The sequence below is a fragment of the Delftia sp. S65 genome (assembly GCF_016516495.1).
GTDB classification, from domain to species: Bacteria; Pseudomonadota; Gammaproteobacteria; order Burkholderiales; family Burkholderiaceae_C; genus Comamonas; species Comamonas acidovorans.
Genome location: NZ_JACVUR010000029.1, coordinates 13,180 through 34,111, shown reverse-complemented (window position 1 = coordinate 34,111; position 20,932 = coordinate 13,180). Strand labels below are relative to the sequence as shown.

20 protein-coding genes and 1 pseudogene are annotated in these 20,932 nt (G+C 68.2%); 18 read left to right on the top strand and 3 right to left on the bottom strand.

Features of this window, described 5'->3' with window-relative positions:
- Positions 1-15: 15 nt before the first annotated feature.
- Both IAE24_RS20670 and IAE24_RS20665 read left to right on the top strand, forming a co-directional pair.
- A complete protein-coding gene (locus tag IAE24_RS20670) occupies positions 16-258 on the top strand; it encodes a hypothetical protein (RefSeq protein ID WP_013803403.1) in 243 nt (80 codons plus the stop codon).
- Positions 259-260: 2 nt separating this feature from the next.
- Positions 261-473, top strand: coding sequence for an oxidoreductase-like domain-containing protein (locus IAE24_RS20665; RefSeq protein WP_012204391.1), 213 nt, complete (start codon positions 261-263; stop codon positions 471-473).
- A gap of 7 nt (positions 474-480) precedes the next feature.
- Here the strand turns inward: IAE24_RS20665 and gshA are convergent, their stop codons facing one another.
- Positions 481-2,010 carry a glutamate--cysteine ligase gene (gene gshA / locus IAE24_RS20660; protein WP_071954808.1) on the bottom strand — a complete coding sequence of 510 codons (1,530 nt, stop codon included), beginning with the start codon at positions 2,008-2,010 and terminating at the stop codon, positions 481-483.
- Positions 2,011-2,280: 270 nt separating this feature from the next.
- Positions 2,281-3,189, bottom strand: a pseudogene (locus IAE24_RS20655) (SDR family NAD(P)-dependent oxidoreductase).
- 634 nt (positions 3,190-3,823) lie between these two features.
- Between IAE24_RS20655 and IAE24_RS20650 the strand changes: the two are divergent.
- From IAE24_RS20650 to prfH, 11 genes are all read left to right on the top strand, one after another.
- Entirely contained in the window at positions 3,824-4,138 is a 315-nt protein-coding gene (locus tag IAE24_RS20650; RefSeq protein ID WP_199961858.1) for a 2Fe-2S iron-sulfur cluster-binding protein, read from the top strand.
- Between the two features lie 212 nt (positions 4,139-4,350).
- Positions 4,351-5,472, top strand: a complete 1,122-nt coding sequence (gene ribBA / locus IAE24_RS20645) for a bifunctional 3,4-dihydroxy-2-butanone-4-phosphate synthase/GTP cyclohydrolase II (protein ID WP_013803408.1) — start codon at positions 4,351-4,353, stop codon at positions 5,470-5,472.
- 3 nt (positions 5,473-5,475) lie between these two features.
- Positions 5,476-5,946: a 6,7-dimethyl-8-ribityllumazine synthase gene (gene ribH / locus IAE24_RS20640; protein ID WP_012204386.1), complete on the top strand. Its 471-nt coding sequence runs from the start codon at positions 5,476-5,478 to the stop codon at positions 5,944-5,946.
- Complete coding sequence (gene nusB / locus IAE24_RS20635) at positions 5,943-6,578, top strand: transcription antitermination factor NusB (protein ID WP_013803409.1); 636 nt, start codon at positions 5,943-5,945, stop codon at positions 6,576-6,578. The genes ribH and nusB overlap by 4 nt, the downstream gene beginning before the upstream one ends.
- Positions 6,579-6,682: 104 nt before the next feature.
- Complete coding sequence (locus tag IAE24_RS20630) at positions 6,683-7,867, top strand: pyridoxal phosphate-dependent aminotransferase (protein ID WP_199961857.1); 1,185 nt, start codon at positions 6,683-6,685, stop codon at positions 7,865-7,867.
- Positions 7,868-7,879: 12 nt separating this feature from the next.
- Positions 7,880-8,296 carry a tol-pal system-associated acyl-CoA thioesterase gene (gene ybgC, locus IAE24_RS20625; RefSeq protein WP_016450455.1) on the top strand — a complete coding sequence of 139 codons (417 nt, stop codon included), beginning with the start codon at positions 7,880-7,882 and terminating at the stop codon, positions 8,294-8,296.
- Positions 8,293-8,997 carry a protein TolQ gene (gene tolQ / locus IAE24_RS20620; RefSeq protein ID WP_012204382.1) on the top strand — a complete coding sequence of 235 codons (705 nt, stop codon included), beginning with the start codon at positions 8,293-8,295 and terminating at the stop codon, positions 8,995-8,997. Before ybgC ends, tolQ begins: the two co-directional genes overlap by 4 nt.
- Before the next feature lie 30 nt (positions 8,998-9,027).
- Entirely contained in the window at positions 9,028-9,453 is a 426-nt protein-coding gene (locus IAE24_RS20615; protein ID WP_047218593.1) for an ExbD/TolR family protein, read from the top strand.
- Positions 9,454-9,477: 24 nt separating this feature from the next.
- The gene (tolA, locus tag IAE24_RS20610) at positions 9,478-10,620 is read left to right on the top strand and encodes a cell envelope integrity protein TolA (RefSeq protein WP_200016384.1); all 1,143 of its coding nucleotides are present in this window, start codon (positions 9,478-9,480) and stop codon (positions 10,618-10,620) included.
- Positions 10,621-11,019: 399 nt separating this feature from the next.
- Positions 11,020-12,174 carry an RNA ligase RtcB family protein gene (locus tag IAE24_RS20605; RefSeq protein ID WP_199962382.1) on the top strand — a complete coding sequence of 385 codons (1,155 nt, stop codon included), beginning with the start codon at positions 11,020-11,022 and terminating at the stop codon, positions 12,172-12,174.
- The gene (gene prfH / locus IAE24_RS20600) at positions 12,165-12,764 is read left to right on the top strand and encodes a peptide chain release factor H (RefSeq protein WP_199962383.1); all 600 of its coding nucleotides are present in this window, start codon (positions 12,165-12,167) and stop codon (positions 12,762-12,764) included. Before IAE24_RS20605 ends, prfH begins: the two co-directional genes overlap by 10 nt.
- Before the next feature lie 10 nt (positions 12,765-12,774).
- Here the strand turns inward: prfH and IAE24_RS20595 are convergent, their stop codons facing one another.
- Positions 12,775-13,545 carry a sulfite exporter TauE/SafE family protein gene (locus tag IAE24_RS20595; protein WP_012204377.1) on the bottom strand — a complete coding sequence of 257 codons (771 nt, stop codon included), beginning with the start codon at positions 13,543-13,545 and terminating at the stop codon, positions 12,775-12,777.
- Positions 13,546-13,689: 144 nt separating this feature from the next.
- Between IAE24_RS20595 and IAE24_RS20590 the strand changes: the two genes are divergently transcribed.
- The 5 genes from IAE24_RS20590 (at position 13,690) to IAE24_RS20570 (ending at position 20,892) form a co-directional block, all read left to right on the top strand.
- Positions 13,690-14,601 (top strand): LysR substrate-binding domain-containing protein, encoded by a 912-nt coding sequence (locus IAE24_RS20590; RefSeq protein ID WP_063326746.1) that lies wholly within the window; start codon positions 13,690-13,692, stop codon positions 14,599-14,601.
- Between the two features lie 21 nt (positions 14,602-14,622).
- Positions 14,623-16,011, top strand: coding sequence for a prephenate-dependent tRNA uridine(34) hydroxylase TrhP (trhP, locus tag IAE24_RS20585; protein WP_012204375.1), 1,389 nt, complete (start codon positions 14,623-14,625; stop codon positions 16,009-16,011).
- A gap of 122 nt (positions 16,012-16,133) precedes the next feature.
- On the top strand, positions 16,134-17,003 hold the full coding sequence (locus IAE24_RS20580; protein WP_065347919.1) for a plasmid replication/partition related protein: 870 nt from the start codon (positions 16,134-16,136) through the stop codon (positions 17,001-17,003).
- Between the two features lie 32 nt (positions 17,004-17,035).
- Complete coding sequence (locus tag IAE24_RS20575) at positions 17,036-18,481, top strand: aminotransferase-like domain-containing protein (RefSeq protein ID WP_099734242.1); 1,446 nt, start codon at positions 17,036-17,038, stop codon at positions 18,479-18,481.
- Positions 18,482-18,729: 248 nt separating this feature from the next.
- Positions 18,730-20,892 (top strand): TonB-dependent receptor family protein, encoded by a 2,163-nt coding sequence (locus IAE24_RS20570; RefSeq protein WP_013803418.1) that lies wholly within the window; start codon positions 18,730-18,732, stop codon positions 20,890-20,892.
- Positions 20,893-20,932 lie beyond the last annotated feature (40 nt).

Genomic DNA, 20,932 nt, shown 5'->3' with positions numbered 1-20,932 from the left:
CCCGCCTCACTGCCTATGTCCTTGCCCGATACCCCCTCTTCCCGCTCCGCCTCGCGCAAGGCCGACATCGAACTGTTGATCAAGGGAGTGACCTGCGCCGTGATCGGCCTGGTGATTCTGCTGGCGCCGCAGTTCATGGCACCCGGGGGCATCGTGCAGATGATGGCCCAGTCGTACCTGGTCGGCTGGTTCGCCCTGCTGCTGGGCACGGCCTTCATCGTGCTGTTTGCGGTGCGCCGCAGCAAGGCGCGGCGCTGAGCATGGTGCAGGGCCCGCTGGAGCAGGCGCTGTCGCAGATCGGGCTTTGGCAGCAGCGCGCCCAGGCTGCAGGCATTGCGCTGCGCCCGGCGCCGCCCCAACCCACCAGTTGCTGCGGCCGCGGCTGCAACGGCTGCGTCTGGGAAGGCTTCTACGACGCCGTGCTGTTCTGGTGCGAGGATGCAGGCCAGGCCCTGAGCGGCGGACCTGGCTGAGGCACGGTCAGCGCAGGTTCTCGGGCGACATGTAGCGCAGGCGCCATTCCTCGAAGGACAGCGTGTCTGCGGCCTCGATGTCGCGCTGGTCCTGCACGGACTGCGCCGACCATTGCTCGAAGCGCTGCTGCTGCGCCTGGCTCCAGGGCAGGGCCAGCAGCGAATCGCGGGCCTGCTCGGAACGGGCCAGCGTGAAGCGCGAGAAGCTGTTGCCGTACTCGCCCGTCAGCTCGCCCAGCACATGGGCCGACGGTGTGCGCTCCGGGTGCTCCAGGCGTTCCAGCGCCTGGGCCAGCGCGGCACTGTAGTCGTGCGTGCCGTGCGTGCTGTCCAGCGCCTGGGCATAGGGGCGGCACTGGTCCAGCACTTCATGGGCCCAGTCGCGCAGCGGCACCTCGCGGCCCGCGCGCACCAGTTGCAGGCCGGGCTCGCGGCCACGCTCGGCGGTCAGGTGCTGGTTGTGCTTGAGTTCGGCGATCTCGGCCGGCGTATCGGGCGGGCTGTCGGCATTCAGGCAGTGCAGCAGGAACACGTCCAGCATGCGCATGGTGGGGGCGGCAATGCCCACATCCTCGAAGGGATCGAGGTCCATCAGGCGCACTTCCACATACTCCACGCCGCGCTCGCGCAGGGCATGCAGCGGGCGCTCGCCACGGCTGACGGTGCGCTTGGGGCGGATGGTGCCGTAGAACTCGTTCTCGATCTGCAGCAGACCCGTGCCCAGCTGGTTGTAGTCGCCGCCCGGATTGCGCACGCCCAGCATCTCGTAGGCCGGGTAGGGATGGGTCAGCGCCTCATGCAGCGAATTCGCATAGCCTTCCAGGCCGTTGTAGCTGACGTTGATGCTGGCCTGCGCATCGCTCTGGTAGCCCAGGCGGCCCATGCGCAGCGAGGTGGCATGGGGCAGGTACAGCGCCTGGCCCGTATTGCCCAGCGGCTTCAGGCCATGCTCGCGCCCCTCGACGAAACAGGGACACAGCGCGGGCGATGCGCCGTACAGGTACAGCAGCACGAAGGCATGGCGCCGGAAGTTGCGGATCAGCGAGAAATACTGGTCGCTGGTCACGCCGGGCAGCGACCAGTTGTAGTGGATGCCCGAGATGGTCTGCATGCGCCGGCCATAGCGATGGCCCAGGCCCATGCGGTACACGCTCTTGGATCGGCCCGAATGCGAGGAGCCATATCGCGCCAGCGGAATCGTCTCGTCCGTGGGCAGCTGGCAGGGCATGCTGGACGACCACAGCATCTCGCCGCCCGCATCGCGCAGGCTGCGCAGCACGAACTGGTGGATCTGCACCAGCTCGTCCAGGCATTCCTGCACGCCCAGGCGCGCGCCCGTGATCAGCTCGATCTGCGATTCGCTGTAGTCGGTGGTGATGTGCGGATGCGTGAGCGCCGAGCCCAGTGCCAGGGGATGCGGCGTCAGCGCCAGGCTGCCGGAAGGCAGCACGCGCAGGCCCTCCTTTTCTATGCCACGGCGTATGCCCTTGAGCCGCTGGGGATCGGGAACCGCCATGGATGCCTGCGATGTTTTCATTCTTGTTTACCGATTCGTTGATGGGCACCGGCCCACACGGAAACCACCAGGATTCCCGGCGGACCCGACCCGGACGCCGAATGATAGAGAAACGGCAGGAAACGCGATGGCGCCTGTCCGCTTAACCACGCGTTTTGGCCTGTTGCCCCGCATGGCACCGCCGCGAGCGAAAGGAATATGTCAGAGTTTCGCCCTCCCGGCCGGCCCTGCCTTGACGCCGGGCAAGGGCAGGCCGGCCAGCGGTGAAATCACTTGCCGGCCCCCGCTTCATCAACGGGCAGCGGCCATGGCCTTGCCCACTTCCAGCGTACCCTGCGCGGCGCCGCTGGCGGGCACCTGTTCGCCGCTGCGGTCCAGCACCTGGGCCAGTTGCGCAGCCAGCTGCTCCGGCACCTGATCGCCCTGGCCCAGATACACGCCTTCGGTCAGCGTGATGAAGGCCGCCTCGAAGCCGCCCGCGCCTGCGCACAGCGTGGTACGTGTGGGCGCACTTTCGTGGGCCAGCACCAGCATGGCGGGCACCACGGCCTCGGGCTTGAGGGCGGCCAGCACGGCCTCGGGCATCAGGCCTTCGGTCATGCGTGTGGCCGCCGTGGGGGCCAGCGCATTCACGTGGATGCCGTGCTTGGCGCCTTCGATCGCCAGCGTCTGCATGAGGCCGACCTGGGCCAGCTTGGCCGCGCCGTAGTTGGCCTGGCCGAAGTTGCCGTACAGGCCCGTGGACGAGGTGGTCATCACGATGCGCCCATAGTTCTGCGCCTGCATGTGCGGCCACACGGCCTTGCAGCAATGCGCGGCGCCCATCAGGTGCACTTCCACCACCAGGCGGAAATCATCCATGTCCATCTTGGCGAAGCTCTTGTCGCGCAGGATGCCGGCGTTATTGACCAGGATGTCCACGCGGCCCCAGGCATCGACGGCCTACTGCACCATGGCCTGCACGGCCGCGAAATCGGTGACCGATGCGCCGTTGGCCAGCGCCTGGCCGCCCGCCGCGCGGATCTCGTCCACCACGGCCTGGGCCGCCGTGGCCGAGCCGCCGCTGCCATCGACCGCGCCGCCCAGATCATTGACCAGCACCTTGGCGCCGCGCGCCGCCAGCGCCAGCGCATGCAGACGCCCCAGGCCGCCGCCGGCCCCCGTCACGATGGCCACGCGGCCTTCAAACTCAATCGCCATGGAGATGCTCCCTTTGTTGCATTGGATGCCGGCTCCGCCCGCCGGATGGCAAGGCGCCGGTCACCCAGCAATGTAGACGGACGCCGCCTTCATTCCGGTTGCCCAAGCGACTGCGGCAGGCCCGCCAGCCTTGTCCCCACCATTGCGTGACAAGCCTGTGGACAACCATGTGCTGGCTCGGGACTGGTGACCCAAGCGGTTGTTTTGAATGGATTTTTTTCTTTTGCCTATTTTTTAATCAAATCCACAAGTCGTCTGCCCGACTTATCCCGTCTCACCCTGAACAATCTTGTGAACAACTTTCACAGCAGGCGGGATAAGCAACATAAGCCATTGATTCAAAAGGAAAACATGCAACATGCTTAAAAAACAGGCAGAAGACCCCGGATTTTCGGGCCGCGTCCCGCTTATCCACCGCGCAACCCGCATGTACGCATTTACCCCCATTCGGACTGGACAAGCATGTGGACAAGCGGCTGCAACGGCCTGATTTCGCGGTTAAGTCATTGATTTGAAATACAAGCCCTGCGATTGATTAAAAAACAGGCAAACGGCGCAATTCCGGACCTGTGCCGACCTGCTCCGTATCGCATACAAATGCAGGCTCGGCAGATCCCATCCAAAGCAGACGCCCATGAGCCAGGACTCCCCCGCCTCCTCCCCTTTTTCCCCGCCCTTCTTCACCGCCCGCCTCACGCCCAGCGGCCTGCAGGTCGATGCCTGGGCCGACCAGCCGCTGCTGCATTCGCTGGAGCAGGGTGGCGTGGACTGGCCCAGTTCCTGCCGCAACGGCACCTGCCGCACCTGCATCGGGCAGTTGGTCTCGGGCAGCGTGCGCTACGAGATCGAATGGCCGGGCGTGACGCGCGAGGAGCGGGCTGAGGGCTGCGTGCTGCCCTGCATCGCCTATCCCGAAGGCGATGTGGTGCTGCAGGACCTAGGCCCCTGAATCCGGCCAAAGCCCGCGCCGCCTGCGGCCGATGGCCGCTGGAATAGAATGTGCGCTTTCGCAAGGTCATTCCGGGTCATGCCGATTGCCGACAGCGGCTGCGCCGCGCCACACGTTCTTTGGAAGCCCACTTCTGACGCCTGCCAGGCCGAGGGAGCCGGCGCGTGTGCCGCGCCCCGTCCGCACGACCCGGCTCCTCCAGAAGGCACTCCATGAACAACTCCACGTCCCCCGTGCCCATCTCGCCGGTGGAAGACATCATTGCCGACATGCGCGCGGGCCGCATGGTCATCCTCGTCGATGAGGAAGACCGCGAGAACGAAGGCGACCTGGTGCTGGCCGCCGACCATGTCACCCCCGAGGCGATCAACTTCATGGCACGCTTCGGCCGCGGCCTGATCTGCCTGACGCTCACGCGCGAGCGCTGCGAATACCTGAAGCTGCCGCCCATGGCCGCGCGCAACGGCACCGTGTACAGCACGGCCTTCACCGTCTCCATCGAAGCGGCCGAGGGCGTGACCACCGGCATCTCCGCCGCCGACCGCGCGCGCACCGTGCAGGCCGCCGTGGCCAAGGACTCCAAGCCCACGGATCTGGTCCAGCCCGGCCATATCTTCCCGCTGCAGGCCGTCGACGGCGGCGTGCTCATGCGCGCCGGCCATACCGAGGCCGGCTGCGACTTCGCCGCCCTGGCCGGCTGCAGCCCCGCCGCCGTGATCTGCGAGATCATGAAGGACGACGGCACCATGGCCCGCCTGCCCGACCTGCAGCTGTTCGCTGCCGAGCACGGCCTGAAGATCGGCACCATTGCCGACCTGATCCAGTACCGCAGCCGCAACGAATCCCTGCTCAGCAAGGTCGGCACGCGCCCGCTGCAGACGGCGCATGGCGAGTTCATCGCCCATGCCTTCCGCGACCTGCCCAGCCAATCCGTGCACCTGGCCCTGGTCAAGGGCCAGTGGGAAGCCGACACTCCCGTGCCCGTGCGCGTGCATGAGCCGCTGTCCGTGCTGGACGCGCTGGAGACCGGCCGCACCCTGCACTCCTGGAGCCTGGACTCCAGCCTCGAATACATCGCCCGCCAGGGCCACGGCGTGGCCGTGCTGCTCAACTGCGGCGAGACCGGCGACCAGCTGATGGCCCAGTTCGACGGCAGCGCCCGTGCCGCCCAGGCTCCCGAGCGCGGCCGCATGGACCTGCGCACCTATGGCGTGGGCGCGCAGATCCTGCGCGAATGCGGCGTGCAGCGCATGCAGCTCATGGGCCAGCCGCGCCGCCTGCCCAGCATGGCCGGCTACGGCCTCGAAATCAGCGGCTACATCCCCAAGGAATAAGAAATGTTGAACGCAGAAAAGGGCCAGGCCCAGAACCTCGACGGCGCGCAGCTGCGCGTCGGCATCGTCCAGGCCCGCTTCAATGAAAGCATCACCAACAGCCTGACCCAGGCCTGCCGCGAAGAGCTGCTGGCCCTGGGTGTGCAGGCCGGAAACATCGACCACGTCACCGTGCCCGGCGCCCTGGAAGTGCCCGTGGCGCTGCAGGCGATGGCCGAGTCCGACCGGTACGACGCCCTGGTGGCGCTGGGCTGCATCATCCGTGGGGAGACATACCACTTCGAGCTGGTGGCCAACGAATCGGGCGCGGGTGTCACGCGCCTGGCCCTGGACTACCAGCTGCCGATCGCCAACGCGATCATCACCACCGAGAACACGGAGCAGGCTATCGCGCGCCAGACCGAAAAGGGACGCGACGCGGCCCGGGTCGCCGTGGAGATGGCCAACCTGCTCCAAACCATAGCCCGAACATGAGCGACGAACAATCCACACCGGCCTCGGGCCGCCCTCCCCGCCAAAGCCGCGGCGGCCTGACCAGCACCGGCGCGCGCAAGGCCGCCTCCAAGTCCAACCGCAGCCGTGCGCGTGAATTCGCGCTGCAGGCGCTGTACCAGCACCTGGTGGGCGGCAACGACGTGGAGGCCATCGACCGCTTCACGCGCGACCTGTCCGGCTTTCACAAGGCCGACTCGGTGCACTACGACGCGCTGCTGCGCGGCTGCATCAACTCCCAGGTGGACCTGGACGCGCTGATCGCCCCCAAGCTGGACCGCACCATGGCCGAGATCTCGCCCATCGAGCACGCCAGCATGTGGATCGGCGTGTATGAATTCCAGCACTGCCCCGACGTGCCCTGGCGCGTGGTGCTCAACGAGTGCATCGAGCTGGCCAAGGAATTCGGCGGCACCGACGGCCACAAATACGTGAACGCCGTGCTCAACGGCCTGGCGCCCACGCTGCGCGCGGCCGAAGTCGAGCATGACCGTGCGGGCAAGGGCTCCGCGCCCGCGCAGCCCGCCGCCAAGGCAGACACAGCCACCGACGCGGCAGCAGATGCCGCCACGGACGCAGCAGCAGACGACGCTGCCGACCAGGCCGCCGGCTGACGCCGCGCCTCGGGTCTTCGGGGCACAGGCCCCGCCGCATCCGGCCATCCATGGCCCGCCCGCGCCTGCCGGGCGCGGGCGCCTCTTCCAGGATTTCACCCGTCATGAAGTTTTCGACCCGCGCCGACCGCATTGAGCCCTTTTACGTGATGGAGATCGCCAAGGCGGCGCAGGAGATGGCGCGCGGCTGCGCGGACAGCGACACGCCGATGATCTTCCTGAACATCGGCGAGCCCGACTTCACCGCGCCCCCGCTGGTGCAGGAGGCCGCAGCGCGCGCCGTGCAGGACGGCGCCACGCAGTACACGCCGGCCCTGGGCCTGCCCCAGCTGCGCGAGCGCATCAGCCACTGGTATGCGCAGCGCTTCGGCGTGGATGTGCCGGCGCGGCGCATCGTGGTCACGGCCGGCGCCTCGGCCGCGCTGCAGCTGGCCTGCCTGGCGACCATCGACGCGGGCGACGAAATCCTCATGCCCGACCCCAGCTATCCCTGCAACCGCCACTTCGTGAGCGCAGCCGAAGGCCGGGCCGTGATGGTGCCGACCACGGCGGCCGAGCGCTACCAGCTGAGCGCCGACAAGGTCGAGGCCGCCTGGAACGAGCACACGCGCGGCGTGCTGCTGGCCTCGCCCTCCAATCCCACGGGCACCTCGATTGCGCCGGCCGAGCTGCGCCGCATCCTCGACGTGGTGCGCGCCCGGGGCGGGCTGACCATCATCGACGAGATCTACCTGGGCCTGTCGCATGACGACGCCTTCGGCCAGACCGCGCTGGCGCTGGGCGAGGACGTGATCAGCATCAACAGCTTCAGCAAGTACTTCAACATGACGGGCTGGCGCCTGGGCTGGATGGTGGTACCCGAGGCCATGGTGCCCGTGGTCGAGCGCGTGGCGCAGAACCTCTTCATCTGCGCCAGCACCGTCTCGCAGCGCGCCGCCCTGGCCTGCTTCGAGCCCGAGTCCATTGCCGAGTACGAACGCCGCCGCGCCGAATTCAAGGCCCGGCGCGACTTCTTCATCCCTGCGCTGGAGGCCCTGGGCCTGCCCGTGCCCGTGCGGCCCGACGGCGCCTTCTACGCCTGGGCCGACTGCCGTGCCGCTGCCGCCAAGCTTGGCGTCCAGGGCAGCTGGGACTTTGCCTACGCCGTCATGGAGCGCGCCCACCTGGCCATCACGCCGGGCCGCGACTTCGGCACGTTCGAGACCGCCGACTTCGTGCGCTTTTCCACGGCCAACTCCATGGAACAGCTGCAGGAGGCCGTGCGCCGCCTGCAGCGCCTGCTGGCCTGAGGGCCGCCGCACATGGCCTTCGAATTTCCCATCCGCGTCTACTGGGAGGACACCGATGCCGGCGGCATCGTGTTCTACGCCAACTATCTGAAGTTCTTCGAGCGTGCCCGCACCGAGTGGCTGCGCGCCCTGGGCATAGGCCAGCAGCAGTTGCGGGAACAAACGGGCGGCATGTTTGTCGTAACCCAGGCCCAGCTGCAATACCTGCGGGCGGCCCGGCTCGATGACCAACTCCTTGTTACCGCCGAGCTGCAAAGCAGCGGGCGCGCTTCGCTGACAATACGGCAGCAGGCGCTGCTGGCATCCGCCGGCGATGGCAATGCGCCGCCGCCCCTGTTGTGCGAAGGCACGATCCGCATTGGATGGGTGGATGGCTCGACCATGCGCCCCGCAAGAATTCCGAACCGCATCCTGGAGCAACTCTCATGAACTCCCATGACATGTCCATACTCAGCCTCGTGCTGCAGGCCAGCTGGGTCGTGCAGCTGGTCATGCTGATCCTCGTGGGCGCCTCGGTGGCCAGCTGGGCCACCATCTTCCGCAAGTCGCAGACCTTGAAGCGCGTGCGCTCGCTCAACGACGGCTTCGAGCAGGACTTCTGGTCGGGCACCAGCCTCAACGATCTCTACGCCTCGGCCGCTCACCATGCCAAACAGGGCGGTCCCATGGAACGCATCTTCGCCAGCGGCATGCGCGAGTACCAGAAGCTGCGCGAGCGCCGCATCGCCGACGTGAACCAGTTGATGGACGGCACCCGCCGCGCCATGCGCGCCAGCTTCCAGCGCGAGATGGACGAGGTCGAGTCGGGCCTGTCCTTCCTGGGCACCGTGGGTTCGGTCTCTCCCTACATCGGCCTGTTCGGCACCGTCTGGGGCGTGATGCACGCCTTCACCGGCTTTGCCAACATGGAGCAGATCACGCTGGCCACCGTGGCCCCCGGCATTGCCGAGGCGCTGGTGGCCACGGCCATGGGCCTGTTCGCCGCCATCCCGGCCGTCACGGCCTACAACCGCTATGCCCACCAGATCGACCGCGTGGCCAGCCAGCAGGAAACCTTCATCGAAGAGTTCTCCAACATCCTGCAGCGCAACGTGGGTGCGACCGGCTCCAGCACCCCGTCCGGCCATTGAAGTCGCTCAAAGCCAGCAAGGAGTGAGCACATGCCCGCAGTAGCCTCGCGCGGCGGCCGCAGCCGCCGCACCGTCAACGAGATCAACATGGTGCCCTTCATCGACGTGATGCTGGTGCTGCTCATCATCTTCATGGTGACGGCCCCCATGCTCACGCCGGGCTCCATCAACGTGCCCAGCGCCGGCAAGGCCGCGCGCACGCCCCCGAAGCGCGCCGACGTGATGATCGACAAGGACGGCGGCATCCGCATCAAGGCCGGCAGCACCGACAAGACCGTCACGCTCAAGGAGCTGGGCGCAGCCGCCAGGAGCTGGCAGGACCAGCAAAGCGACGACAGCGCCGTGCTGATTTCGGCGGACAAGAAGCTGCCCTTCGAGACCGTGATGGCCGCCATGTCCGAGCTTCAGGCGGCCGGCGTCAAGCGCGTGGCCTTCGGCGTCAAGTCCTCCCAGTAAGCAGCGCCGCCCGCCTTCGATCCCATGCCCAACCTGCAAGACCACGACCAGTTCGCACCGCCGCGCACGCGCGGCCGCACGCGCTCGTGGGCCCTGGCCGTGGCCGCGCACGGGCTGCTTGTGGCCGCCATGCTGTGGACCGTGCGCCCCCCGAAGCAGGCCGACGAGCCCATGGTCGAGGCCGAGTTCTGGTCCACGGCCGCACCCGCTCCCGCCCTGCCCGTGCCTGCGCCACCGCCGCCACCTGCACCCGAGCCTGTTCCCCAGCCGCCACCGCCGCCGCCCGCGCCCGTGATTGCACCGCCCCCACCTCCCAAGCCGCAGGCGGTGGACGACGACCGCGAGGCCGAGATCGCGCTGGAGAAGAAGCGCAAGATCGAGCAGCAAAAGAAGGAGCGCGCCGAACAGGCCGCCCGTGAGCAGCGCGAGAAGGAACGCCAGGAGCGCCTGGACAAGGAAAAGGCCGACAAGGCGGCCAAGGACAAGGCCGAGCGCGAGAAGGCGGAAAGAGCCGAGAAGGACCGCCGCGACAAGCTCGAGCAGCAGAAAAAGGACAAGGCCGAGCAGGACCGCAAGGACCGCCTGGAGCAGCAAAAGAAGGACAAGGCCGAAAAGGAAAAGGCGGACAAGGAAAAAGCCGCCAAGGACAAGGCCGAGCGCGAGAAAGCCGAGAAAGCCGACAAGGAAAAGGCCGCCAAGGCCGAAGCCGAGAAGAAGGCCGCCGAGGACAAGCGCAAGAAGGAACAGGCCGCCAAGGAAGCCCGCGAGGCCAAGGAAGCCGAGGCACGCCGCCTGGAGAACATCCGCCGCATGCAGGGCCTGGCCGGCAGCGGCGGCTCGGCCGGCGAAGGCGCCGGTGGCAGCAAAAGCGGTGGCTCGGGCAGCTCGGCCGGAGGCCCCTCGGCCGGCTATGGCGCCAAGGTGGCCGCGCGCGTCAAGCCCAACATCGTCTACCCGGACGCCATCAGCGGCAATCCGCGGGCCGAGGTGCGCGTGCGCACCGCGCCCGATGGCACCATCACCGGCGCCACCATCGCCAAGTCCAGCGGCAACAAGGCCTGGGACGATGCCGTCATCCGCGCGCTGCAAAAGACCGAGACGCTGCCGCGCGACATCGATGGCCGCGTGCCTTCGGACCTGGTCATCGGATTCCGCCCGCAGGACTGAACGGGCACAGGCCCTTCATCAAAAAGCCCCGCCGGTACATGCCTGCGGGGCTTTTTCCATCTTGCGTTGTATGCAATCCGCCACGCGCCTGCGACTTCGCTTGCGGCACCGGCCGCTTGTCCCTAGCATCCCCGTCTTTGCCGCATTCGCGGCACCCGTCCACCATCGCAAAGGAGAGAACCCATGTCCCATTCGACACATCCCTTTGCAGTCGTGCACGCTTGAAGCCCTAGCGCCTCCAGGCCACGCTGCAGACCTGATTCCCGGCCCCGCAAGAGGCCCGGCTTTCGGCTGCGCGTGCGCTTTTCCTGATGCCTATCCATCGAGCTTGCGGCGACTGCCCATTGCGCATTCCGCATCTGCCGGAATGTGCCCCAAGCACTCGATCGAAAGCCATTCATGGGCAATTCCCTTTCGGACACCTACATTGAGGTGTTCGCCAACCGCGGCGTCTGGATTGAAGACGCCGCCATCCAACAACTTCAAACAACGGCCCGCAACCTGGCCGGCATGCGCGCCGCCGTGGGCCTGCCCGACCTGCACCCGGGCCGGGGCTACCCGGTAGGGGCGGCCTTCTTTTCCGTGGGCCGCTTCTACCCGGCCCTGGTCGGCGGCGACATCGGCTGCGGCATGTCGCTGTACAGCACGGAGCTGGCAGCGCACAAGACCTCGGCCCCCAAGCTGGAAAAGGCGGTGGGCAACATCGACGGCCCCCTGCCCCAGGAACTGCTGGACGCCGTGGACATGCAGCAGCTGGAGCACATCGCCCAGGCCAGCGGCGTGGCCGACCTGGCGTATCTGCAGGACAGCCTGGGCACCATTGGTGGCGGCAACCACTTTGCCGAACTGCAGGTGGTGGACACGCTGTACGAGGACGGCGCGCTCGACAGGAAACGCGTGCACCTCATGGTGCACAGCGGCTCGCGCGGGCTGGGCGGCGCCATCCTGCGCGCCCATGTGGAGGCCTTCAGCCACGACGGCCTGGCCGCCAGCAGCGATGACGCCACGCAGTACCTGCGCCAGCACGCGGCCGCCATCGCCTTCGCCCAACTGAACCGCGCCAGCATTGCGGCACGCCTGCTGCGCGCCCTGCGCACGCGCGGCCAGGCCCTGCTGGACATCACCCACAACCACGTGATCGCCCACCACTGGCGCGGCGAGGATGGCTTTTTGCACCGCAAGGGCGCCACGCCGGCCGACCAGGGTCTGGTGGTGATCCCGGGTTCGCGCGGCGACTACAGCTATCTTGTGCGGCCCGTAGCCGGGCGTGACGAGGCACTGCACTCGCTGGCACACGGCGCAGGCCGCAAGTGGGCACGCACCGATTGCATGGGCCGCCTGCGCCAGCGCTTCACGCTGGACGAACTGCTGCGCACAAAATTCGGCAGCGCCGTGGTCTGCGCCGACCGCGAACTGGTCTACGAGGAGGCCCCCCAGGCCTACAAGGACGTGGACTCCGTCGTCGCCAGCCTGCAGGAAGCAGGCCTGGTGCAACTGGTGGCGAGGCTGCGCCCCCTGCTGACCTACAAGAAGGGAGCCATGCAATGCTGCTGATCCAGCTGACCGCATCCCACGGCCCCGCCGAGTGCGAGCATGCCGTGCGCCTGACCCTGCACGAGCTGCTGCGCGACTGCGCCGCCAGCGGCATCGCAGTGGACGTGCTGGAGGAAACGCCCACGCCAGCCGGCTACAAGTCCGTGCTGCTGCGCTGCGAGGGCGACACCGGCCTGCTTCACGGCACGCTGGGCGCCTGGCTGGGCACCATCCAGTGGGTCTTCGACAGTCCCCTGCGGCCCCACCACCTGCGCAGGAACTGGTTTGTCGCCGTGCAGAAGTGCGAGCCGCCCCGGCAATTGCCGGCAGATGGCGAAATCGTCTTCCAGGCCTGCAAGGCCTCGGGCAAGGGTGGCCAGCATGTCAACACCACGGACTCCGCCGTCCATGCCCTGCATGTGCCCAGCGGGATCTCGGTGAAGGTCATGAGCGAGCGCAGCCAGCACGCCAACAAGCGGCTGGCGCGCGAGCTGCTGGCCCTGAAGCTGGCGCGCCTCAACGCGCAGGGCGAGGGCCAGGCCCGGCGCTCGCGCAGCCAGCAGCACTGGGCGGTGGAGCGCGGCAGCCCCGTGAAGGTGTTCCGCGCCTGAACGCCCGGGGCTAGCCCCTGGCGCACATGTAGATGCCCAGGGCCAGCAGGCCCAGCATCAGCACGCGCTTGAAAACCTGGGGCGACAGCGACTGGCGCAGCCGCTCGCCCCAGGCCATGCCGGCCAGGGCGGGCAGCAGCATCAGTGCGGAAACCAGGGCCGTGGCCCCCCAGCCCGTCCAGGACGAAGCGGCATGGCCCGGCCCCTGCGCCAGCGCCATGCCCGCGCCCAGCGCCAGCGTGGACACCGTGAAGCACAGGCCCATGGCCTGCATCAGCGCCTGCCGGCCCAGCGCCAGCGATTGCAAAAAGGCCACGGCCGGCACCACGAACACGCCGGTCAGCGCCGTGATCCCGCCCGTCAACAGACCGCACAACAGACCCAGCCAGGCCTGATGCCTCTGCGGCAACTGCAGGCCCGGCCCCCACAGGCCCCACAGGGCATAAATAACCAGGGCCACGCCCAGCGCCGTGCGCGCCACGGCGGCCTCGCCCACCGGGCCCCACCACAGCATGCCGCCCACCGTGCCCGCGACAATGCCCAGCTGCATCCAGCCCAGGCGCCGCAGCAAAGGCCGCAGCGATGGCATGGGCCGCATCTGCACCACATTGGTCACCAGGGACGGCAGCAGCAGCCAGGCCGCCGCCTGCCCGGCCGGCATGAACAGCGCCAGCAGCGCCATGGAGACCGTGGGCAGGCCCAGGCCCACCACTCCCTTGACGACACCGGCCAGCCCGAACACGGCCACCGCCGCCGCCAGCACCCACCACGCATCCCACATCACGGCCACCCTGCACTTTCACTGACTTGGCTCAGGCCTTTCCTGAACCTCATGGCGCCATGCTCGCGCACCACCACAGGGATCACAATCGGGAATCTTCAAACCAAGGCTCAGGCGTGGCCTGATCCTTCAGCACCACAGGCCATGCGATTCGACCTCACCGACCTGCAGCTGTTCGTCCATATCCTCGACTGCGGCACGCTCACGGCGGCGGCCGGGCGCGCGCACATGACGCTGGCCTCGGCCAGCGAGCGCGTGCGCGGCATGGAGGCGCAACTGGGCTGCGCCCTGCTCGCGCGCCAGGCGCGCGGCGTGCGGCCCACGGCGGCCGGCCACACGCTGGGCCAGCATGCGCGTGACGTTCTGGCCCGGATGCAACGCCTGCGCGGCGACATGGCCGAGTACGGCGCGGGCCTGGCCGGGCATGTGCGCGTATGCGGCAACACCTCGGCCGTGAGCGAGCACCTGCCGCTGGCCGTGGCCGGATTCCTGCGCGGCCATCCGCGCGTGGCGCTGGAGCTGCAGGAATGCCGCAGCGCCGAAGTGCTGGACCGGCTGCGCCAGGGCCTGTGCGACATCGGCGTGGCCAGCGATGCCCAGGACCTGCGCGGCCTGCAGGCCACGCCCTGGCGCCCCGACCCGCTGGTGGCCGTGCTGCCGCGCGGCCACCGCCTGGCCCGGCGCAAACGGCTGGCCTTGCAGGACCTGCTGACCGAAGACTGGGTAGGCCTGCCGCACGATGCCGCCCTGCAGGTGCTGGTGCGCCAGCAGGCCGCCTTGCTGGAAGGGCCGTCGGGAGGGCAGTTGCGCTGGCGCGCCCAGCTGCAGCACCTGGACAGCATCTGCCAGCTGGTGGGCCAGGGCGTGGGTGTGGCCGTCATGCCCGCCGCCGCCGCGCAGCGCCTGGCCCCGGCCAGCGGCGCCCGCGCCGTGCCCTTGAACGATGCCTGGGCCCGGCGCCAGCTGCTGCTGTGCACGGCCCGGGAAGACCAGTTGCCCGCCCATGCAAGGCAGTTGCTCGTGCATCTGAAGGGACTGGGCCTGGCGGAGCCATAGCGAACCGTGTTGGAAAGCGCGATGCGGGACAATACGGGGATCATGACCCTCAAAGCCCCCGAACTGCTGCTGCCGGCCGGCTCGCTCGACAAGATGCGTGCGGCCTACGACTTTGGCGCCGACGCCATCTACGCCGGGCAACCCCGCTACAGCCTGCGCGCACGCAACAACGAATTCCGCCTCGAACAGATCGCCCAGGGCATCTCCGAGGCGCATGCGCGGGGCAAGAAATTCTTCGTCACCAGCAACCTGATCGCCCACAACGACAAGGTGCGCACCTATATCCGCGACATCGAGCCCGTGATCGAGTGCAAGCCCGACGCGCTGATCATGGCCGACCCCGGCCTGATCATGATGGTCAAGGAAAAGTGGCCCGAGACCGAGGTCCATCTCTCGGTGCAGGCCAACACCACCAACTGGGCCACGGTGAAGTTCTGGCAGAAGGCCGGCGTCTCGCGCATCATCCTGTCGCGCGAGCTGTCGCTGGACGAGATCGAGAAGATCCGCCAGGAATGCCCGGACATGGAGATCGAGGTCTTCGTGCACGGCGCGCTGTGCATCGCCTACTCGGGCCGCTGCCTGCTGTCGGGCTACTTCAACCGGCGCGATCCCAACCAGGGCACCTGCACCAATGCCTGCCGCTGGGACTACAAGACGCATGACGCGGCCGTGGACCCCAATACCGGCGAGGCCCTGGCCCAGACCATGGAGCAGGACTTCAGCTTCGAGAAGGCCCGCGAGGAAGCCGACAGCCAGTTCACCAGCACCTGCGGCGACGGCGCACGCCACCCCAAGGCCGAGCAGGTCTACCTGCTGGAGGAAAAGGGCCGCCCCGGCGAGCTGATGCCCATCATGGAAGACGAGCACGGCACCTACATCATGAACTCCAAGGACCTGCGCGCCGTGGAGCATGTGGAGCGCCTGGTGAAGATCGGCGTGGACTCGCTCAAGATCGAGGGCCGCACCAAGAGCCTGTACTACGTAGCCCGCACGGCCCAGGTCTACCGCCGCGCCATCGACGATGCCGTGGCCGGCCGCCCCTTCAACCCGCACCTGATCACCGAGCTCGAAGGCCTGGCCAACCGTGGCTACACGGGCGGCCTGCTGGAGCGCCGTCCCTCGCAGGACTACCAGAACTACGAGACCGGCCACTCGGTGCTGCAGCGCAGCCACTTCGTGGGCGAAGTGCGCAGCTATGCCGACGGCATGGCCGAGGTGGAGACCAAGAACCGCTTCTCGGTGGGCGATACGCTGGAGATCATCCACCCGCAGGGCAACCGCCAGGTGCTGCTGGAGAAGATGTTCAACCTCGACGGCGAGCCCGTGCAGGTCGCCCAGGGCAACCCGATCCGCGTGCGCATTCCGCTGGATGCGCCGGCCGAGGGTGCGCTGATCTCGCGCCTGCTGTGAAGCCGGGGCGCAGGCCGCCCTGTCCTCCTTGCCCTTGATTTTTTCCTGGCGGCTGTCCCGGGCCATTGCTGCAATGGCCCGGAGCGGCCGCCGTTCCTTTCATTCCTCATTTCTGCACTGCCATGGACATCGTCGTCAACGAAGAACTCAAGGCCTACATCGACCCGCTGACCCCCGATGAACTCGACGCGCTGGAGCGCAGCATCGTGGCCGAAGGCTGCCGCGACGCGCTCGTGCTCTGGAACGACCTGCTCATCGACGGCCACAACCGCTACGCCATCTGCCAAAAGCACGGCCTGCCCTTCAACACCGTGCAGGCCACGCAGTTCAAGAACATGGACGACGTGCACCTGTGGATGATCGACCAGCACCTGGGCCGCCGCAGCGTGTCCGACTTCCAGCGCGGCGTGCTGGCGCTGCGCAAGCGCGAGATCATTGCCACGCGCCGCTCGGCCGCCGCCGCGGCCGTGATGGCCGCCAAGGCCGATGCGCCCCAGGCCGAAGGTGAAGCCCCCTGGGAGGGCGAGACCGACCCCGTGGTCGCCGCCGCCCTGGCCAGCGTGGCCAAGGTGCCCGACGAGGCCCTGGACACGCGCGAAGCCCTGGCCCGCGTGGCCCGCCTGTCCAGCAGCCAGGTCAAGCTGATCGAGACCATCCAGCAAAAGGCCGCGCCCGAAGTGGTGGCCGCCGTGCGTTCGGGCGACATCTCGCTGAGCACCGCCGCCGTGGTCGCCAGCCTGCCCGTGGACGAGCAGCAGGCCGTGGCCGCCGCAGGCGCCGACGAACTCAAGCAGGCCGCCAAGCGCGTGCGCGATGCCAAGAAAAAGCCCAAGGCCGCCAAGCCCGAAGCCGACACGGCCGACGGCGAAGGCGCGGCCGTGACCGCCTCGCCCGAGGAACTGCAGCAACGCGTGAACGAACTCGAAGCCGAGAACGAGCGCCTGCGCCAGCAGATCAAGGCGCTGCAGGAACTGCTGGCCGAGCAAGGCTGAAGCGGCGCCCGCACCCAAGCACGCACGCCGCCATGACGCGCTACCAGGAGCTGGCCGACGATATCGAGGCATCCATCACCGCAGGCGTTCTGTGCCCAGGTGACAAGCTGCCCTCGGTGCGCCAGACCAGCGAGCGGCGCGGCGTCAGCGCCTCCACCGTCTTCCAGGCCTACTACCTGCTGGAGGCGCGCGGCCTGGTGCGCGCGCGCGAGCGATCGGGCTACTTCGTGGCCCAGCGCCCGCGCAGCGCGCCGCCCGAGCCTACCGAGCCGTCTTCGCCCGAGGGCGACAGCTTTGCCGTGGTCGATGTGAGCGAGCGCGTGTTCGAGGTGCTGGAGTCGGCCATGGACCGCGATGTCGTGCCCCTGGGCTCGGCCTTTCCCTCGCCGGGCCTGTTCCCGCTGCGCCGCCTGGGCCAGTGCCTGGCGCATGCCGCGCGCGAGGCCGACCCGCGCAGCGCCATCGACGACCTCACGCCCGGAAGCCTGGCGCTGCGACGCCAGATCGCACGCCGCTACCTGGCCGACGGCCTGGCGCTGACGCCGGCCGATCTGGTCATCACCAACGGCGCGCTGGAGGCTCTGAACCTGTGCCTGGCCGCCGTCACGCGGCCCGGCGGCGCCGTGGTCATCGAATCGCCCTGCTTCTATGGCGCGCTGCAGGCGCTGGAGCGCATGGGCCTGTCGGCCATCGAGGTGCCCACCCATCCGGGCGAGGGCATGGACCTGAACGCGCTGGAGGCAGCACTGCAGCGCCACAGGCCCCAGGCCATCTGGCTGATGACCTGCTTTCAGAACCCGCTGGGCAGCCTCATGCCCGAAGCGCGCAAGCGCGCGCTGGTGGAGCTGGTCACGCGCCACCGCGTGCCGCTGATCGAAGACGATGTGTACGGCGAGCTGTACTTCGGCGAGCGCCGCCCGCCGCCGGCCAAGACCTTCGACACCGAAGGCTGGGTGCTGCACTGCAGCTCGTTCTCCAAATGGCTGGCGCCGGGCTGGCGCACGGGCTGGGCCGCGCCGGGGCGCTTCACGCGCGCCGTGGCCCGGCAAAAGCTCACCACCACGCTGGCCACGAATGCACCCACCCAGCAGGCGCTGGCCGACTACCTGGAAAGCGGCGGCGCCGACCGCCACCTGCGCCGCCTGCGCCAGAGCCTGGCCCTGCAGCGGGACCACATGGCATCGGCCATTGCCCGCCACTTTCCACAAGGCACGCGGGCCACGCGGCCCGAGGGCGGCTACTTCATGTGGATAGAGCTGCCGCCGTACTGCAATGCGCTGGCCCTGCACCGCGCGGCGCTGGCGCGCGGCATCAGCGTGGCGCCGGGGCCGATCTTCTCGGCCTCGCAGGCCTTCGGCCACTGCCTGCGGCTGAACTACGGCCATGACTGGAGCGACGAGACCGGGCAGGCCCTGGCCACGCTGGGCGAGCTGGCCCGCGCAATGCAGCCCCTTCCAACAGCAACAGCAGCAAGGTAAGCGCCCGCTGCGCTGGCAGCACCTGCTGCGCTGTAGCGCCCGGGCAACGCGGCCCGGCACAGCTGCTGTCAGCCTGGTGCAAGCTGGATGATTCTCATTTAGACTCGCACCCCGAACCGGCATCGCCGCCATGCATGCTGACCGGTCCTTGTCTCCTGCTTCCGCCTCGCCCGCCGCCACGCGTCCTGCAGCCTGCCAGCCGACCCTTCAGCGCTGCACCAATCCCAGAGGCACAAAGGAAGTTTTCCATGGTTTCCAGCAATCACTGCGCCACGCTCACACGCTGCGCGGCCGCTGTCGCCGCCGCCCTGCTGTCGCTGCAGGCGTCGGCACAGGCGCCATCCCCCACCACCACCGCACCCGAGGCCGGCCTGTCCGCCATCACCGTCACGGGCAACTGGCTGGACAACCCCACCGAGGAAAAGGTGCTGGACCATGCCGGCGCGCGCACCATCGTCGAACGGGCGCGCATCGAGGAAACCGGCTCCTCCAGCCTGCGCGACGTGCTGCGCCTGGTGCCCGGCGTGCAGGTGCAGGACAGCAACGGCACGGGCGGCAGCGACGTGTCTCTGAACATCGGCGTGCGCGGCCTGACGGCGCGCCTGTCGCCGCGCTCGTATGTGCTGATGGACGGCGTGCCCGTCTCCTACGCGCCCTACGGCCAGCCCCAGCTGTCGCTGGCGCCCGTGTCGCTGGGCAACCTGGAGTCGGTGGACGTGATCCGCGGCGCGGGCTCGGTGCGCTACGGCCCCCAGAACGTGGGCGGCATCATCAACTTCGTCACGCGCGCCATTCCCAAGACCTTCGCGGCCGAGGCCTCGGTGGGCACCGAGATCTACAGCCACGGCGGCAATGCCAAGACCACGCCCAGCCTGTTCGTGGGCGGCACCAACGAATCCGGCCTGGGCCTGGCCCTGCTGTACTCGGGCACGCATGGCGACGGCTGGCGCGCAGGCAATGACAAGACCGACATCGACGACATCCTGCTCAAGGGCGCCTACCGCATCTCGGCCCAGGACGACATCGCCGTCTCGCTGCACCACTTCGAGGGCTCGGGCCGCATGCCCGGCGGCCTGACGACGGCGCAGTACGCGGCCGACCCGTTCCAGTCCACGCGCTCCTACGACAGCTTCGACGGCCGCCGCACCGATGCCTCGTTCAAGTACAACCACAAGGACGGGCGCAACAACTTCGAGGTGCTGGGCTACTACGTGGACTCGTTCCGCGGCAGCTACATCGAGCAGGACAACGCCAACCAGCGCCGCCTGACCGCCGCGCCGCGCAGCTACCACTACTTCGGCATCGAGCCGCGCTACTCGCGCCTGTTCGAGACCGGCTCCGTGGTGCAGGAAGTCAGCGTGGGCTACCGCTACCTCAAGGAAAGCAGTTCCGAGGTCGCGCTGCGCACCGCCTACTACAACCCCGCCACCATGGCCAACGCCATGGCCCTGCCGATCACGCCCTACCAGACCAGCCAGGGCGGCACCACGGCCCATGCCTTCTACATCGATGACCGCATCGACATCGGCAACTGGACCATCACGCCCGGCGTGCGCTACGAACGCATCAACTCCTTCAACAACGTCAGCAACCTGGGCGCCGATGGCAGCACCGTCACCAGCCAGCTGTTCCCCAAGGCCGATGCACGCGAGTTCCTGCCCACGCTGTCCGTGCTCTACCGCATGAATGCGCAGTGGTCGCTGTTCGCCAACGCGGGCAAGTCCTTCGGCCCGCAGCAGTACGCACAGCTGGCCCAGACCGAGCGCGGCCTGCATCCCGAATCGGCCAAGACCTATGAGGTGGGCACGCACTACAACAGCCCGGCGCTGAACGCCGAGCTGACGCTGTTCAACATCGACTTCGACAAGGAACTGCTGCTGACCCGCGTGGGCGTGGACGGCATCTGGACCGACCTGGGCGCCACGCGCCACCGCGGCATCGAGTCCTCGCTGCGCTACGACCTGGGCCAGTGGAATGCCGCGCTCAAGGGACTGACGGCGGGTGTGTCCTATACCTACACCGAGGCCGTCTCGCGCGCTGGCGATTTCGCGGGGCGCGACCTGCCGCTGTACTCGCGCCACACGGGCCAGCTGTGGGCGCGCTATGCGCTGGGGCAGTGGACGCTGAATGCGGACCTGGCCGCGCAATCGAAGCAGCGCTCTCCGGGGTCGGGCACGCAGTATGTGACGCAGGAAGATGCTGCGGGGCGGCTGGGTGATATTCCCGGGTTTGCGACCGTGGGCCTGCGTGCGGGCTATGACTTTGGCAAGTCGCTGAGCAATCTTCGGGTGGCCGTGGGGGTCAAGAATCTGTTCGATCGCAGGTACTACACGCGGTCTACGGACAACAACGGGGGCAAGTATGTGGGGATGCCTCGGACGTTGTATGTGCAGGGGACGTTGCCGTTCTGATGCTTTGGTTTACGTGGGTCTGTTTTTGACCCTGCCGGGT

What these genes read in the sequence shown, in the direction of transcription:
- IAE24_RS20670 (WP_013803403.1), top strand. Translation starts at nt 16, where the DNA reads ATGTCCTTGCCCGATACCCCCTCTTCCCGCTCCGCCTCGCGCAAGGCC.
- IAE24_RS20665 (WP_012204391.1), top strand. Translation starts at nt 261, where the DNA reads ATGGTGCAGGGCCCGCTGGAGCAGGCGCTGTCGCAGATCGGGCTTTGG.
- gshA (WP_071954808.1), bottom strand. Translation starts at nt 2,010, where the DNA reads ATGAAAACATCGCAGGCATCCATGGCGGTTCCCGATCCCCAGCGGCTC.
- IAE24_RS20650 (WP_199961858.1), top strand. Translation starts at nt 3,824, where the DNA reads ATGAGCCAGGACTCCCCCGCCTCCTCCCCTTTTTCCCCGCCCTTCTTC.
- ribBA (WP_013803408.1), top strand. Translation starts at nt 4,351, where the DNA reads ATGAACAACTCCACGTCCCCCGTGCCCATCTCGCCGGTGGAAGACATC.
- ribH (WP_012204386.1), top strand. Translation starts at nt 5,476, where the DNA reads ATGTTGAACGCAGAAAAGGGCCAGGCCCAGAACCTCGACGGCGCGCAG.
- nusB (WP_013803409.1), top strand. Translation starts at nt 5,943, where the DNA reads ATGAGCGACGAACAATCCACACCGGCCTCGGGCCGCCCTCCCCGCCAA.
- IAE24_RS20630 (WP_199961857.1), top strand. Translation starts at nt 6,683, where the DNA reads ATGAAGTTTTCGACCCGCGCCGACCGCATTGAGCCCTTTTACGTGATG.
- ybgC (WP_016450455.1), top strand. Translation starts at nt 7,880, where the DNA reads ATGGCCTTCGAATTTCCCATCCGCGTCTACTGGGAGGACACCGATGCC.
- tolQ (WP_012204382.1), top strand. Translation starts at nt 8,293, where the DNA reads ATGAACTCCCATGACATGTCCATACTCAGCCTCGTGCTGCAGGCCAGC.
- IAE24_RS20615 (WP_047218593.1), top strand. Translation starts at nt 9,028, where the DNA reads ATGCCCGCAGTAGCCTCGCGCGGCGGCCGCAGCCGCCGCACCGTCAAC.
- tolA (WP_200016384.1), top strand. Translation starts at nt 9,478, where the DNA reads ATGCCCAACCTGCAAGACCACGACCAGTTCGCACCGCCGCGCACGCGC.
- IAE24_RS20605 (WP_199962382.1), top strand. Translation starts at nt 11,020, where the DNA reads ATGGGCAATTCCCTTTCGGACACCTACATTGAGGTGTTCGCCAACCGC.
- prfH (WP_199962383.1), top strand. Translation starts at nt 12,165, where the DNA reads ATGCTGCTGATCCAGCTGACCGCATCCCACGGCCCCGCCGAGTGCGAG.
- IAE24_RS20595 (WP_012204377.1), bottom strand. Translation starts at nt 13,545, where the DNA reads ATGTGGGATGCGTGGTGGGTGCTGGCGGCGGCGGTGGCCGTGTTCGGG.
- IAE24_RS20590 (WP_063326746.1), top strand. Translation starts at nt 13,690, where the DNA reads ATGCGATTCGACCTCACCGACCTGCAGCTGTTCGTCCATATCCTCGAC.
- trhP (WP_012204375.1), top strand. Translation starts at nt 14,623, where the DNA reads ATGCGGGACAATACGGGGATCATGACCCTCAAAGCCCCCGAACTGCTG.
- IAE24_RS20580 (WP_065347919.1), top strand. Translation starts at nt 16,134, where the DNA reads ATGGACATCGTCGTCAACGAAGAACTCAAGGCCTACATCGACCCGCTG.
- IAE24_RS20575 (WP_099734242.1), top strand. Translation starts at nt 17,036, where the DNA reads ATGACGCGCTACCAGGAGCTGGCCGACGATATCGAGGCATCCATCACC.
- IAE24_RS20570 (WP_013803418.1), top strand. Translation starts at nt 18,730, where the DNA reads ATGGTTTCCAGCAATCACTGCGCCACGCTCACACGCTGCGCGGCCGCT.